Origin of the sequence: Wenzhouxiangella limi, from assembly GCF_010499265.1 — a bacterium.
Lineage (GTDB): Bacteria > Pseudomonadota > Gammaproteobacteria > Xanthomonadales > Wenzhouxiangellaceae > Wenzhouxiangella > Wenzhouxiangella limi.
The window spans coordinates 216,411-230,763 of the sequence record NZ_JAAGSC010000039.1 but is presented as its reverse complement, the minus strand read 5'-3'; the positions used below and the strand labels follow the sequence as shown (position 1 = coordinate 230,763).

The window sequence follows — 14,353 nt, the reverse complement described above, 5'->3', positions numbered from 1 at the left end:
TCACGCCTACGACCCATATTCGTGACCCAGCGCGCCGAGCAGTGCGCCGACCCGATTCATCGCAGCCGCCAGGACCGCGTGGATTTCCTCCACCGAAATCGGCACCTCGGCCAGACCGGCGGCCGGATTGGCGACCACGCACAGGCTGGCATAAGCCACCCCGGCCTCGCGCGCCAGCGAAGCTTCGGGCATGGCCGTCATACCGACCAGGGTGCAGCCATCGCCGGCAAGGCGACGAATTTCGGCTGCGGTCTCCAGGCGCGGACCCTGGGTCACCCCGTAGCACCCGCCGTCATGGATCGCCACGTCAGCCCGCGCCGCGGCCGTGATCAGCATCTCGCGCACCGCCGCAGAAAAAGGTTCGGCAAACTCGATATGCTCCAGCCGCTCCTCCGCGCTGTCGCTGAAGCTGTGCGCCCGGCCCCAGGTGTAGTCGATCAACTGATCCGGCACGACCAGGGCGCCGGGCCGCAGCGCCGGATCGATCGAGCCGACCGCGTTGAGCGCGACGATCTGGGTGACGCCGAGTTCGGCCATGGCCGCGATATTGGCTCGGTAATCGACCCGATGCGGGGGAATCCGATGCGGCCGTCCGTGGCGCGCCAGCATCCAGGCGTCGCCCGGCCCCAGCGACACCCGCGCCGGCGGCGCAGAAGGCATCCCCCATGGTGTTTCCAGCGAACGCGCCTCGAGGATATCGAACAGGTCCAGCGCCCCGGAGCCGGCGATGATGCCCAGCGTCTGATTCATGAGCAAACGTCCTCGGGCAGGGCCCAGATATCGTCGAGTTGCCGCCAGTAACCCTGCCAGTCCATGCCGCAGCCAAACACGTAGCGATCCGGTACCGCGATTGCACTGTCGTCAACCCAGTCGCGCGGCAGCCCCCGATCGTGCTCCTTGAGCGCAAGAACCGCTGTGACGACCTCGTCGGCACCGTCGTCCAGCAGGCGTTTGCGCACCGCCTGCAGGGTGTGGCCTTCGTCGAAGATGTCATCGACCAGCAGCATGCATCCGGTGACCTTGCTGGGCCAGCGTCCCCACTTCAGTTCGCCCCCGAACGTCGCGCCGCGATAGCGCGTGGCGTGCACGTGATCGATGGCAAACGGAAAATCCAGCCGTCTGGCCAGCTCCACAGCCGGATACAGTCCGCCGTTCATCAGCACCATCATGGTGACCGCGTCGCGACCGGCAAGCAAAAGGCCCAGGCGCCGGGCCTGACGGTCCAGCGCCGCGGCCACTTCCGTGGCGGTCAGGATGCAATCAGACCCGGCCGGCCAGCGGTCCGGAAAGCGTTCAGATCGGTTCACCGGGGGACTCTCCGTGGTCTGTTTCGCGCGCCAGCTGCTCGGCCTGCTCCAGCTTGATGGTGCGCGTGGGAAAGGCGATCTCGGCGCCGTGCGAGGCGATGATAGCGCCGATTTTGAGCAGCACATCCTCGCGCACGGCGTGGTATTCGGTCCATACCGTGGTCCGGGTGAAGCAGTAGACCATGATGTCGAGCGAGTGCGGGCCGTAGACGTTGAAATGCACCATGGTCGTCTGGGTGGTATCGAGATCCTCATGGTTCTCGATCATGCTTCGGATGTCGTCGATGACCGCGCCGATGACGTGCTGGTCCTCGTAGCGAATGCCCACGTGCTCGAAGATCCGGCGATGGCTCATGCGCGAGGGATTTTCCACGGTGATGGTGGTGAAGGTCGCGTTGGGAACGTACATCGGCCGCTTGTCGAACTTGCGGATGGTGGTCATGCGCCAACCGATCTTTTCCACCGTGCCCTCGATTTCCTGGTCGGGGGAGCGGACCCAGTCGCCCACCGAGAAGGGGCGGTCCATGAACACCATGAAACCGCCGAAGAAATTGGCCAGCAGGTCGCGCGCGGCCAGACCGACGGCAATCCCGCCGACCCCGCCGGCGGCCAGGAAGCCCGAAATCGGTATCTCGAGAATGCTCAGCACCGTCAGGGCGCCGGTCAGCGCCACGGCGATGCGCACGATACGGCCGAGCACGCTGACGGTGGTGATATCGAACTGCACGTTGCGCTTCTGCCGCTCGGCGACGTAGGCGTTCTCGAAGCCGGTGGCCAGGCGGAAGAAGAACCAGGTCGCGGCCACGACCAGCCCCAGTTGCTGCAGCGCGTTCAGAAAGTCGCTGGAAAAGTACAGCAGTTCGGTGTGCGGCGTCATGACGCGCGCGGCCATCACCAGGCCCTGCCACCAGATCAGCAGAGAGACCGGGCGCTTGCCCGCGTAGACCACACCATCGTCCCAATGCCGGCGGGTTTTTTTGGCGAACTTCTCCAGACGATGGATGAATCCGCGATAAAAAACCTCCAGCAGCAGCGCCGCCAGAATGATCAGAAAGGCCTGCAGGACCCAGGCCGGGATACCGATAAGCCCGCCCAGGCGATCGAGATACTCAGTCATTGGTCCTGTCCATTCAGTGCTTTGAGCGAATCACGCCAGGCGCGGAACTCCGGCACCAGCAGCTGTTCCTCCATGGTCATCATGGCACGGCCATACAGACGGCCCAAACGCTCGACGGCGATCGGCGGCAGGTCCAGATCGCCGTCCAGGAGCTCGGCCACCGAGGCTGGATTGCAGACCAGCGCCAGCTCGCAGCCCGCTGCGAACGCCTGCCCGAGGCGCTGCCCCAGAGCGCCGGCCGGGGCGGCCCCCAGCATGTCCAGATCGTCCGAAATCACCAGGCCTTCAAAACCCAGCCCGGCGCGCAGTTCCTCGTGAATCCAGCGCGCTGAAAACCCGGCCGGCCGCTCGTCAATCGCCGGATAACAGACATGGGCCATCATGACCGCCGTCATTCGATCCGCAAGTTCGGCGAACGGCTGCAGATCGGCCTGAAGCGCCGTTCGCGGCCGCGGATCGGTGACCACGCAGTGGTGGGAATCGGCCTCGACCGATCCGTGGCCCGGAAAATGCTTGCCGCAGCCGGCCATCCCGGCATCCTTCATGCCGGCGAGATAGTAGCGAGCCAGTTCAATGACCGCGCCCGGATCCGCCGCCAGCGCCCGATCACCGATGACCCGGCTCCCCCGATCCAGGTCCAGCACCGGGGCAAAGCTCAGATCCACGTCCAGCGCCAGCATCTCGGCCGCCATGACCCGCCCGTGGCGGTAGGCCAGATCGCAGGCCCGGTCGGGTCGGCTGGCAAACCAGCGCCCGAGCAGGCCAAGCGGCGGCAGCGGGGTCAGCTCCGGTGAACGAAACCGCATGACCCGTCCGCCTTCCTGGTCCACGGTCACAAGCAGACGCGGCGATTTCAGCGCACGAATTTCGGCCGCCAGCCCGCGCACCTGTTCGACCGAGACAAAGTTGCGCGAAAAAAGAATTACCCCGCCGACGGCCGGATGCTGCAGGCGCTCGCGCGTGACCGCGTCGAGCGCCAGGCCATCGATGCCCACGATCAGCGGGCCGGTCACGCTCTTGGCGTTCATGGTCGCTCAAACAGCGCGATGGATTCCACGTGCGCGGTGTGCGGGAACATGTCCGCGATGCCGGCGCTTTTCAGGCGAAACCCGTGGCGCCTGACCAGCTCCCCGGCGTCTCGGGCCAGGGTGGCCGGGTTGCACGAAACGTAGACCAGCCGCCGGGCACCGCAACCGGCCACCACCGGCAAAATCTCCAAAGCGCCCGAGCGAGGGGGATCGATCAGTGCAGCATCGAAACCCCGTCGGTACCATGGCCGGCTCGACACATCGGCCGCCAGGTCGGCGACATCGAATTCCACGTTGTCCACTCCGTTGGCGCGGGCGTTGGACCGTGCCGCCTGGATCAGTTCCTCGGCGCCTTCGACGCCGGTGACCGCTCCGGCCCGACGAGCGAGCGGGAGCGTGAAATTGCCCAGGCCGCAAAACAGGTCCAGCACGCTTTCTTCCGGCCCGGGTGCCAGCAGCGCCAGCGCCCGTTCGATCAGCAGGGCGTTCAGGGGGGCGTTGACCTGGATGAAATGCTGCGGGTGGAAATCCAGTGTCAGGTCGAAAGCGGGCAGTCGATACTGCAGGGCATGCTGTTCAGGCCACAGCCGATGGACGGTATCCGGACCCTTGGGCTGAAGATAAACGGCGATGCCCTGCTCGTCCGACCAGCGCTTGAGCAGCATCAGGTCTTCGCTGCTCAGCTCGCGCAGGTGGCGAATCACGATGGCCGAACCGTCATCACCGCTGGCGGTTTCGATTTGCGGTACCGCGTCGGCGACGCTCAGGCTTCCGAGCAGCGCCGACAGGCTGGACAGACGATGGCTGAAATCCGGGTGCAGCACCCGGCAGTAGCCGACATCGGCCACGAAACGCCCCTGCTTTTCCCGAAAACCGACCAGCACCCGGCCCTTGCCCCGCACCAGGCGAGCGCTCAGGCGACTGCGCCGGCGATAAAACCAGGGCTCGGCCGACAGCGGTGACAGCCACTCGTCGGGTTCGACTTCGCCGATCCGGGTCAGATTGTCGACCAGCCGCTTGTGCTTGAACGTGAGCTGGGCATCGTGGGCCAGATGCTGCAGCGCGCAGCCGCCGCACTGCTCGAACCAGGGGCAGTCCGGCTCCACCCGATCCGGCGACGGCTCGATCACCTCGGTGCACAGGGCTTCGTCGTAGCGCCGGTTACGCGCGATGACGCGAGCCCGAACGGTTTCCCCGGGCAGCGCGCCGTGGATGAAGATTGCCTTTTCCTCGATCCGGCCGACACCGCGCCCGTCGTGACCCAGATCAGTGATTTCGGCAACAACCGGCTCGGCCGGCAGCTTGCGGCGGTGTCTTCTACCCATGGCTCAGAGAAAAACCGGGACGGATATGACCGGGCAGCCTACTTGCGCGTCCAGTTGCCGTCGGGCTGCTGGTAAATCCAGCCCTCGCGGGCATTGGCGATCCACTGGCGGGCAAAGGTCTGGCGAATCTCGTCTTCCCATTCCGGATGACCGTTGGCAACGGCAATCTCCCGATAGACCGCCCGGCGATCGGCATTTTCCTCGGCCACGACCCGCTCCAGATTGCGGCGCTCGCCCAGGCCAATGGCGCTGCGGTCGCGGATTTCGACCAGGCCGTTGTTGGACAGGCCGATGGCGCCGGCCTCGTACCAGTCGGCCAGGTGCTGGCGGTGGCGCTCGGCCATGCGCTGCTTGATCGTCTGCACCTGCGGCGTATCGATGTCGATGTTCGGACTCTGGGCGTAGGCGCGGGCCACGAACAGATCGGACAATCGAAAGCCGGTCGCTTCAGGGGGCTCAGTGCCGGTCGCCGGCTCGCCGTTCGACCGCGGCCGCCCGTCTTCGCCCAGCACATCCTGGATGAAGCGATCCGCGGCCTGCTCGGCGGCCGCCTCCGGAAAATAAACGTTGATCGTCACGCAGGCCGCCAAAGTCATGACCAGCCCAATCATCAGCAGGGAAATCGATCGCGTCATCTGTTCGTGCTCCTGTGGCTCGGCGGCAACGCCGCCTGTTCGACTGGTATTCCAGCCTGCGGGGCCATGCTTGAATCGCAGCTGAATAGTGTAACGCCTCAAACGGCGGCCAGCGCCTCGGCCAGGGTCCTGAAGCCGCGCGCGGTGATGCGAGCCCGCACGCCCTTGAGGTTGCCTTCCGGCACCAGGGCCTCGGTAAAGCCCTGACCGGCTGCCTCGCGCAGGCGCTCCTCGCCGTTGTAGACCGGGCGCAGTTCGCCGGCCAGGCCAATTTCGCCAAAGGCAACCAGTCCCTTGGGCAACGGACTTTCGCGCAGCGAGGACTTCAACGCCAGGGCGATGGCCAGGTCGCTGGCCGTTTCGCTGACCCGGATGCCTCCGGCGACGTTGACGAACACGTCCTGGTCGCCGATCTGGATACCGGCGTGGCGATTCATGACCGCCAGCAGCAGCGCCAGCCGGTTCGGATCGATGCCCACGGCCACCCGGCGCGGATTGGACAGGGTCGACGGCGCCACCAGGGCCTGGACTTCGACCATCAGCGGGCGAGTGCCCTCGCGGGTGACCAGCACACAGCTGCCGGGCGAGGGGGTTTCGGCACCCGAAAGAAAGATCGCCGACGGATTGGCGATCGGCTTCAGGCCCTGCCCGGTCATGGCGAACACGCCCAGCTCGTTGGCCGCGCCAAAGCGGTTTTTGACCGCCCGGATCAGGCGGTAGCGACTGCCGGAGTCCGACTCGAAATACAGCACCGCGTCGACCATGTGTTCAAGCACCCTGGGGCCGGCCAGCGCGCCCTCCTTGGTGACGTGGCCTACCAGGACCACCGCGCAGCCGGTCTGCTTGGCGAACTGCACCAGCCGGGCGGCGCATTCGCGCACCTGGGCCACCGCGCCGGGCGCAGACTGAAGGGCCTCTGTCCACAGGGTCTGGATAGAGTCGACCACCAGAAAAGCGGGCTTGTGACTGGCGGCCGTGGCCAGGATGACCTCCAGCCGGGTTTCGGTCAGACAGCGGAGTCGTGAGGGGTCCAGGTCCAGCCGCCGGGCCCGCATCGCCACCTGGGCGGCCGACTCCTCGCCGGTGACGTACAGGCTGCCGTGCTCGGAGGCCAGCGCCGCCTGCGCCTGCAGCAGCAGGGTCGACTTTCCGATCCCCGGATCGCCGCCCAGCAGGACCACCGAGCCCGGCACCAGGCCGCCGCCGAGAACGCGGTCGAGTTCGCTCAGGCCCGAGCCCAGGCGCTGACTCGAGTCCTCGGGCCGGACATCGGCCAGGCTGGTCACCTCGGCCGAGGCCGTGCCGGTCCAATTGCCGCGCTGCCCGGGACCGGTGCGCGCGGCCGATGGCGAGGCCGTCTCCTCGAGCGAGTTCCAGGCGCCGCAGTCGGCGCACTGTCCTGACCACTTGGGAAAACTGGCGCCGCATTCGCGGCAGATGTAAGTCGTCTTGGGTTTGCCCATTTGCGGTATTTTAGGCCCATGACGCGCGACGAGCAGCCCATGATCGGAGAGTCGCCCGCCTTCCTGGAAGTACTGGAGCGGGTTTCGAAGGCCGCGGCCATGAACCGGCCGATCCTGGTCGTCGGCGAACGCGGCACCGGCAAGGAGCTGATCGCCGAGCGCCTGCACTACCTCTCTCCGCGCTGGGACCAGCCGCTGATCAAGCTCAACTGCGCCGCGATCAGCGACAGTCTGCTGGAATCGGAGCTGTTCGGACACGAAGCCGGCGCCTACACCGACGCCAGCCGAAGCCGCCTCGGCCGCTTCGAGGCCGCCGACGGCGGCAGCCTGTTTCTGGACGAGCTGGCCAGCACGACGCCGGCGGTGCAGGAGAAAATCCTGCGCGTGATCGAGTACGGGCAGTTCGAGCGGCTGGGCTCTTCGCACACCCGTAGCGTGGACGTACGGCTGATCGGTGCGGCCAATATCGATCTGCCGGAGCTGGCCTCACGCGGTCGCTTTCGCTCGGATCTGCTCGATCGGCTGGCCTTCGACGTGATCACCCTGCCGCCGCTGCGCGCCCGACGCGAAGACATCCTGCCCATGGCCGAAGCCTTCGCCATGCGCATCACGCGCGAACTGGGGCGGGAACTGTTTGCCGGCTTCAGTCCGGCGGTGGTAGAGCGGCTGCTCGAGCACGACTGGCCCGGCAACATCCGCGAGCTGAAAAACGTGATCGAACGCGCCGTCTATCGGCACGAGGCAATCGAAGAACCGGTCACCGAACTGGCGCTGGACCCGTTTGATTCACCCTGGCGGCCCGTCAGCGGGCGTTCAACGGCGTCCGCCGGCGCCGCCATCCCGGATCCGGGCGCGGCCCCCGTGGATCTTCGCGCCTACCTCAAGCAGCAGGAAAAAGCGCTGGCGGAGCGGGCGCTGGCGGTGAGCGCAGGCCATCAGGGCAAGGCAGCGGACCTGCTCGGGCTGAGCTACGACCAGCTGCGCGGCATTCTGCGCAAGCACGACCTGGCCGGGCGATAAGCCCCCGATCAGCGCTTGCGACCCCCGGCATTTGACGATGGATTGCTTCGAGTGGGTACGGTCCAGAACGTGACCGCGATCGCGGCCAGACCGAGACCGACGATCAGTCCGAACCAGGCGCGGCGGTCCGGGCCGGGCACGATCACTGATCGGGCCGGTTGCTCGGGGTCGTAATGGACCTCGATCGGACCGCCTGGCACATAGCTGACCACAGCCTGTTCAGCCTGATCTCTGGTTCTGCCGCCGAGGCGCCGACTGAAGCGCAGCCGACTGCCCGTGAAGCTGCGGTCGTCGACCTCGTAGTCGTAGGAAATCTGGACGCGCCAGCCGAGCCCGACCTGTGTGCCGGCCAGCGCCGTCACCGTAGCGTCGACAACCTCGCCTGTAACGGTCGGCCAATCGTGGCTTTGCTGCCCAGCGAGCAGCAGGCGCACCCGATCCTGGACCAGCGCCAATCCCATCAGCAAAATCAGCACCGCTGCCACCCTGCGAATGGTTTTCTGTCCGCTTCTCTCCGCCATGTCCGGATTCCGTTTCGAAAATGCCCTCCCCAAAGCCGTTCTCAAACACCATAACAGGCAATGCAAGCCCGAACCGGCCTTGCCAACACCCCCATGGGTATACTTCCGCCCCCAACTGTTAATTTTTTTAAATTCTCCCCTCCATGATCAGAAAAAAAGCTGCCGCTGGATGCGCCCGCTGCATCGATGCACCTCCGTTTCCCATCAGCCTGTCGATGGCGTTCCAGCCCATCGTGAAATTGTCCACCGGAGAGATTTTTGCCCACGAAGCGCTGGTTCGCGGCGCCAGCGGTGAATCGGCAGGCGAGGTGTTCTCGCACGTTACCGACGATAACCTCTACCTGTTTGATCAGACCTGTCGGGTCAAGGCCATCGAAGAAGCCGCGCGCATTGGCATCGCGACCAATATCAGCATCAACTTCATGCCCAATGCCGTCTACCAGGCCGAAACCTGCATTCAGCGCACCTTGCAGGCCGCGGCCGAGTTCGACTTTCCGCTCGACAAGATCATCTTCGAGGTCACCGAGACCGACGCCATCCCGGACCGCGCACATCTGCGCAACATCCTCGACTACTACAAGCAGCGCGGTTTTCGCACCGCCATCGACGATTTCGGAGAGGGTTATGCGGGGCTGAACCTGCTGTCGGAGTTCATACCCGACCTGGTCAAGCTGGACATGGCGCTGATACGGGCGATCGACCAGAACCCGGCACAGCGCAAGATCGTCGAACATATGATCCGACTTTGCCGGGATCTGGGCAGCGAGGTCATCGCCGAGGGGGTCGAAACCATGGCCGAGCGTGATGTCCTGCGCGCGCTGGGGGTGGACCTGTTCCAGGGTTACCTGTTCGCCCGCCCGGCTTTTCAGTCCGCCGGCACCGTGGATCCGGCCAGCCTGGCCGGATAGTCGGCCACCACCTGGTTCCGCCCCCCCTGCTTGGCCGCGTACAGACTGGCGTCAGCGCGCACAATCACTGAGTCCGGTGCCAGATCGACCGGTCCGGCCGCGGCAACGCCGATACTGATCGTCATGGCCAGCTCCGCGCCGTCGACTTCGAGCACGGCATCAGCCACGGCCTGGCGAACCCGCTCCAATGCCTCACGGGCTTCCTCCAGCGGGGTCTGCGGAAGCACCAGCAAAAACTCCTCTCCGCCCCACCGGCCGACCCAGTCGCCGCTCCGAATTGCCGTGCGCAGGCACTCGGCAACATGTTTCAGCACGCGGTCACCGACCTCGTGTCCCCAGGTGTCATTGACGCGCTTGAATCGATCGAGATCGGCAATGGCAAAACAGCACGGCAAGCCGGCGCGGTGGGCCTGGGCCAGCTGGTGCCGGGCGATCTGGGCGATTCCACGCCGATTGAACAAACCGGTCAACTCGTCGTGCCGAACCAGGAATTCGAGCTGTTGCAAGGCCCGCTTGCGCTCAGTAATGTCCTGAACCAGCCCGAGCATCCGGTGCTTTTCGTCGACGGCATTGGCACTCGTCACCCGATCCAGCCACCATCGCCAGCCTCCGTCGCGGTGGCGGATGCGGTATTCCATCTCCATTGCCTCACCCTGCGCGAGAATGCGCGCTTCGGTCAGATGGATGACCCGCTCCCGATCATCCGGATGCAGCAGGGCTTTCCAGGCCGGCCAGTCCAGACTGAAGTTGTCCGGGTCATGGCCCAGGAGGGTCACGCAGCGCTCATCGGCCGTGATCGTTCCGCTTTTCGTGTCGATCGAGTAGCAGCCGATCCGGGCCACGTCGAGCGCCATTTCCAGCTGCCGGCGAGAACGGCTCAGCGCATTTTCGGCCTTGACCCGGTCGGTGACGTCGCGGCCAACGCCGATCACGGCCTCAGGCCGGCCGGCGTCGTCCAGCACCGCAGTATCCGACCACCCCAGCCAGCGCCAGCCCTTGACGGTCCAGGCACGCTGCTCGACGTAGCTGACAAACGGCGGGGCCAGGGTGGCCCGGAAGGCCTTCAGCGTGGCCTCGACATCCTCTTCGTGGACCAGCGGGGCAAACTTCGAACCAATCAATTCCTCGGCGCTCTTGCCAAAGGTCTCGCAGTAGCTCCGGCTGACGAACTGGAAACGGCCGTCCGGGTCGACCTTCACCACCAGGTCGACCTGATTTTCGACCAGCAATCGGTATCCGGCCGCGCGGGCCAGGCCCTGCTGCGCTTCGCTCACCCGGATCAGGATGGCAACGGCCGCAAACGGCATCTGCGCCAGCGCCGCCATATCCCACAACTGACAGGCCTGGAGGCTGCTGCCCAGCCAGCCGGTACTGTGGAGGATCTGAAAAAACGCCGCAGCCATGGCCGGCAGGAACATCACCAGCATCGCCAGCGCCCGCACCCTGGCCTGCGGGATCATGCCGACAAACAGCCCCAGCATGGCGACGAGGATCAAAAAGATCAGCGCCAGCACGCCCGGCGCGATCAGGTGATAGCCCCCGAACAGCGAAATGACCACACCAACTCCCGTGACCACCGCCAGGCCCTGTAACACTTTTGTCAGGCGCGGGAAATGCGTTTCCGATTCCAGGTAACTGGTCACGAACCAGGCCATCAGCCCCGCGGCCGCACAGGTGAAGGCGCCAAGCAGTCTGTCGCTCAGCCACGGCCGATCCGGGTACAGGAAAAGCTGATCATTGCCGTTGACCAGAAACTGGAAGCCGAAAAAACAAAACAGATAGGCCGCGGCGATCACGAACACGCTCTGGCGCAGCCAGATCGCGGCTAGAACAGCCAGCAGCATCGCCGTCAGGCTCATGCCCAGGAACACGCCGTGGCGAATCCAGCGCGCAACCCCCTCACCGACCAGCCGTTCCTCGTTCTTGAGCTCGAGCGAAAGACTGACCACCGAGCGCGTTTCTACTCTCAGCAGGTAGGACACCGGATCGGGGCCAACGACAACCGGAAACACGGTCTCCGGAACCGGCATGGCGCGCTCGCCGACCGGCACGTGATCCCCGGCTTGCTGCACGCGCCGGTAGGCGCCGTTCACCTCGGTAAACAGATCGATACGGTCAATGAACGGGGGCCAGGCCACCAGGAACAGGCGTTCGGTTTCGGGGTCATTCCGGGTCAGGCTGAAATTCAGCCAGAACACATCGGAACTGAAACCCTTGCGCAGATGGTCGCTTTCCAGCGGCGCGAACGCAGTGCCGGCCTCGGCCAGGGCAGTGACCTGGTCGACCCCGAGACGACCCGACGGATCCCGCAGGAATTCCGCATGCTCGAGCACGTTGATCGACGATTCGGCCGGGTCATCGTGGCCCGGCACGAGCATCGGAAGCCCGCCGGCCGCCAGCACCGAGGTCATGAACAGAAAAACCGAGAAAAAAAGCCAGCTGGCCAGCGACTTGCTGACCGACCCGGGACTCCTGTGGACGGGGTTGCCCATAGAGTCGCTCCCGTGCGGCTTCAACCTCAGTATACGCCTTTTCCAAAGCGGCTTGAGATATGCTGAGCTGCAGGAATATCGACGGCCACCGGCAGGTCAAGGAGGTTCGAGAATGGTCGAAAAGCCGGGCGACCTGCCATCGTCTTACGGCAGGCGCCAGCGCATCGGTCTGCTGAGCGGGCCGGTGGTTTTGCTGGTCATGCTTGGGCTGCCGGCGCCGGAAGGCATGAGCGAGCCGGCCTGGGCCACGGCCGCTGTCGGCAGCCTGATGGCGGTCTGGTGGATCACCGAAGCCATTCCCATCCCGGTGACCGCGCTGCTGCCGGTCCCGCTGTTCCCGCTTCTGGGGGTTGGCACCATCAATGAGGCCACCTCGCCCTACGCCAACCCGCTGATCTTTCTGTTCATGGGGGGGTTCATGATCGCCCTGGCGATGCAGCGCTGGGGCCTGCACCGGCGCATCGCGCTGGCCATCATCGGCCGGGTCGGGCCGCGTCCCAACGCCATCATCTTCGGCTTCATGCTGGCCTCGGCTTTTTTGAGCATGTGGGTCAGCAATACGGCAACCGCGCTGATGATGCTGCCGATCGCGATGTCGGTGATCAACCTCAGCAAGCGCCTGCCGCAGACCAGCGCAGAAGAAAAGCGGGCCCTTGGGCATTTCGGCATCGCCCTGGCGCTGGCCATTGCCTACGCCTGCAACGTCGGTGGCATGGGAACGCTGATCGGCACACCGCCCAACGCGCTGATGGCCGCATTCATTCTCGACAACTACGACATCGAGATCGGCTTCGGCCAGTGGATGCTGGTTGGGGTGCCGCTGGTCGCGCTGGGCTTGCCGCTGGCTTTCTTCGTCCTGACCCGACTGTCTTTCCCCGTCGATCTGGCCGAGCTACCCGGCGGATCCGACCTGATCCGGCAAGAGGCGGCGAAACTCGGCCCCATGCGAGGCGAAGAGTTCGGCGTGGCGGTCGTGTTCGGCCTGACCGCCGCGCTTTGGATCTTCCGTCAGCCGCTGCAGAACCTGGTGCCCGGCCTGAGCGATGCGGTGATCGCCATCGCAGCCGGGATCGCGCTGATACTGATTCCTTCCAGCCTGCGCGAGGGAAAGTTCCTTCTGGACTGGGAATCGATCGAAAAACTGCCGTGGGGGATCCTCATCCTGTTCGGCGGCGGTCTGAGCCTGGCGGCCGCCTTCACCCGCACCGGCCTGGACGAAAGCATTGGCATGCTCGTCGTCGGTTTCGATGCCTGGCCGACGCTGCTCCTGCTGGCGCTGTCGGTGATCGTCATTCTGGTACTCACCGAAATGACCAGCAATACGGCGACCGCCGCGGCTTTCCTCCCGATCCTGGCCGCGGCGGCGGTCGGTATCGGCGAAAACCCGCTGTTGTTCATCATTCCTGCAGCGCTGGCGGCGTCGTGTGCGTTCATGCTGCCGGTCGCCACCCCGCCCAACGCGATTGTCTACGGTAGCGGCTTGCTGACCGTCCCGATGATGGTCAAGGCCGGTATGCTGCTGAATCTGTTTTTCATCGTGATCGTGCTGACCGCGGCCTACACCCTGCTCGGCTGGGTGTTCGGGACCCAGCCAGGGGTGCTGCCGGAGTGGGCGGTTTGATCCGCCCAACGGACTCGCTTCGTGGACAAGACCATCACACGTCTTAAACCGCATTCACAGGCGCGCTACCTGCTGTGCTCCGACCTGGATCGGACGCTGATTCCGAACGGTCCGCAGGCCGAGTCGCCGGGTGCTCGCGAGAGGCTGCGGGCCCTGGTCGAGCACCACGCCATTTGCGTGGTCTATGTCACCGGCCGAAACCGGGCCCTGGTCGAACAGGCGGTCGCGCAGTTCGACCTGCCCTGGCCCGACGCGGTGATCGGCGATGTCGGCACCCGCATCTGGTCGACCTTCGACCAACGCTGGACGACGTGGTCGCAGTGGGACGAACTGATTCGCCGCAACTGGACCGAGCAGGTGCGCGAGCGGGCGGGCGCGCACGCCGAATCGGTCGGCGCACTGCAGCGGCAACCGGAAGAATGCCAGACCGCCTACAAGCTGAGCTATTTCTGCCCGGCCCGGGCGCTGGCGGAGACCGCCGCCCGCCTGAAGAGCGCTTTTGCCGCCGACGCATTACCGGCCGCCATTATCGCCAGCCTGGATGAGACCACCGACCAGGGCCTGATCGACATCCTGCCGGACAAGGCCACCAAGCGCGGCGCGATCGAAATGGTGATGGGTGCCTGGGGCTTCGCTCACTGGGCCACGGTCTGCGCCGGCGACAGCGGCAATGACCTGCCCTTCCTGACCTCGGCTCTGCAGGCCGTGCTGGTGGCCAACGCCACCGAGTCGGTGCGCGAGCAGGCGCTGTCCATGGCCCAGGCCCAGGGCCAGATCGATAATCTGTACCTGGCCCGCGGCGGCCCGGGGGGAATGAACGGCAACTACGCCGCCGGCGTGATCGAAGGGTTCGCCCACTACGTACCTGAAGCGCGCGACTGGCTGGAGTGAGCCGAACAGCGGTTTGACCTGGATC

Annotated in this window: 13 protein-coding genes; 4 read left to right on the top strand and 9 right to left on the bottom strand. The window is 65.4% G+C overall.

The genetic code is table 11. The features are described 5' to 3' along the window. Positions 1 to 6 precede the first annotated feature (6 nt). From G3I74_RS06825 to radA, 7 genes are all read right to left on the bottom strand, one after another. Positions 7 to 750: an S-methyl-5'-thioinosine phosphorylase gene (locus G3I74_RS06825; protein ID WP_164210820.1), complete on the bottom strand. Its 744-nt coding sequence runs from the start codon at positions 748 to 750 to the stop codon at positions 7 to 9. Further along, a complete protein-coding gene (locus G3I74_RS06820; protein ID WP_203594593.1) occupies positions 747 to 1,307 on the bottom strand; it encodes a phosphoribosyltransferase family protein in 561 nt (186 codons plus the stop codon). Before G3I74_RS06820 ends, G3I74_RS06825 begins: the two co-directional genes overlap by 4 nt. After that, positions 1,294 to 2,424 carry a mechanosensitive ion channel family protein gene (locus tag G3I74_RS06815; RefSeq protein WP_164210818.1) on the bottom strand — a complete coding sequence of 377 codons (1,131 nt, stop codon included), beginning with the start codon at positions 2,422 to 2,424 and terminating at the stop codon, positions 1,294 to 1,296. Before G3I74_RS06815 ends, G3I74_RS06820 begins: the two co-directional genes overlap by 14 nt. Continuing rightward, the gene (gene nagZ, locus G3I74_RS06810) at positions 2,421 to 3,452 is read right to left on the bottom strand and encodes a beta-N-acetylhexosaminidase (protein WP_164210817.1); all 1,032 of its coding nucleotides are present in this window, start codon (positions 3,450 to 3,452) and stop codon (positions 2,421 to 2,423) included. Before nagZ ends, G3I74_RS06815 begins: the two co-directional genes overlap by 4 nt. Beyond that, complete coding sequence (gene rlmD / locus G3I74_RS06805; RefSeq protein ID WP_164210816.1) at positions 3,449 to 4,777, bottom strand: 23S rRNA (uracil(1939)-C(5))-methyltransferase RlmD; 1,329 nt, start codon at positions 4,775 to 4,777, stop codon at positions 3,449 to 3,451. The genes nagZ and rlmD overlap by 4 nt, the downstream gene beginning before the upstream one ends. A 38-nt stretch (positions 4,778 to 4,815) precedes the next feature. Beyond that, on the bottom strand, positions 4,816 to 5,412 hold the full coding sequence (locus G3I74_RS06800; protein WP_164210815.1) for a YdbL family probable chaperone protein: 597 nt from the start codon (positions 5,410 to 5,412) through the stop codon (positions 4,816 to 4,818). A gap of 98 nt (positions 5,413 to 5,510) precedes the next feature. Continuing rightward, a complete protein-coding gene (radA, locus tag G3I74_RS06795; RefSeq protein ID WP_164210814.1) occupies positions 5,511 to 6,875 on the bottom strand; it encodes a DNA repair protein RadA in 1,365 nt (454 codons plus the stop codon). Between the two features lie 18 nt (positions 6,876 to 6,893). Here radA and pspF point away from each other — a divergent pair, with 18 nt between their 5' ends. Then, a complete protein-coding gene (gene pspF, locus G3I74_RS06790; RefSeq protein ID WP_164210813.1) occupies positions 6,894 to 7,895 on the top strand; it encodes a phage shock protein operon transcriptional activator in 1,002 nt (333 codons plus the stop codon). Between the two features lie 8 nt (positions 7,896 to 7,903). Here the strand turns inward: pspF and G3I74_RS06785 are convergent, their stop codons facing one another. Next, positions 7,904 to 8,416, bottom strand: coding sequence for a DUF3592 domain-containing protein (locus G3I74_RS06785; protein WP_164210812.1), 513 nt, complete (start codon positions 8,414 to 8,416; stop codon positions 7,904 to 7,906). 143 nt (positions 8,417 to 8,559) lie between these two features. Between G3I74_RS06785 and G3I74_RS06780 the strand changes: the two genes are divergently transcribed. Further along, the gene (locus G3I74_RS06780) at positions 8,560 to 9,324 is read left to right on the top strand and encodes an EAL domain-containing protein (protein ID WP_164210811.1); all 765 of its coding nucleotides are present in this window, start codon (positions 8,560 to 8,562) and stop codon (positions 9,322 to 9,324) included. Here the strand turns inward: G3I74_RS06780 and G3I74_RS06775 are convergent. Further along, on the bottom strand, positions 9,282 to 11,816 hold the full coding sequence (locus G3I74_RS06775) for a diguanylate cyclase (protein WP_164210810.1): 2,535 nt from the start codon (positions 11,814 to 11,816) through the stop codon (positions 9,282 to 9,284). The two genes, G3I74_RS06780 and G3I74_RS06775, sit on opposite strands and share 43 nt — an antisense overlap. 112 nt (positions 11,817 to 11,928) lie before the next feature. Between G3I74_RS06775 and G3I74_RS06770 the strand changes: the two genes are divergently transcribed. Together G3I74_RS06770 and G3I74_RS06765 are read left to right on the top strand one after the other, a co-directional pair. Beyond that, the gene (locus G3I74_RS06770) at positions 11,929 to 13,437 is read left to right on the top strand and encodes an SLC13 family permease (protein WP_164210809.1); all 1,509 of its coding nucleotides are present in this window, start codon (positions 11,929 to 11,931) and stop codon (positions 13,435 to 13,437) included. A gap of 21 nt (positions 13,438 to 13,458) precedes the next feature. Then, entirely contained in the window at positions 13,459 to 14,328 is an 870-nt protein-coding gene (locus G3I74_RS06765; protein WP_338063075.1) for an HAD-IIB family hydrolase, read from the top strand. The last annotated feature ends 25 nt before the right edge of the window (positions 14,329 to 14,353 follow it).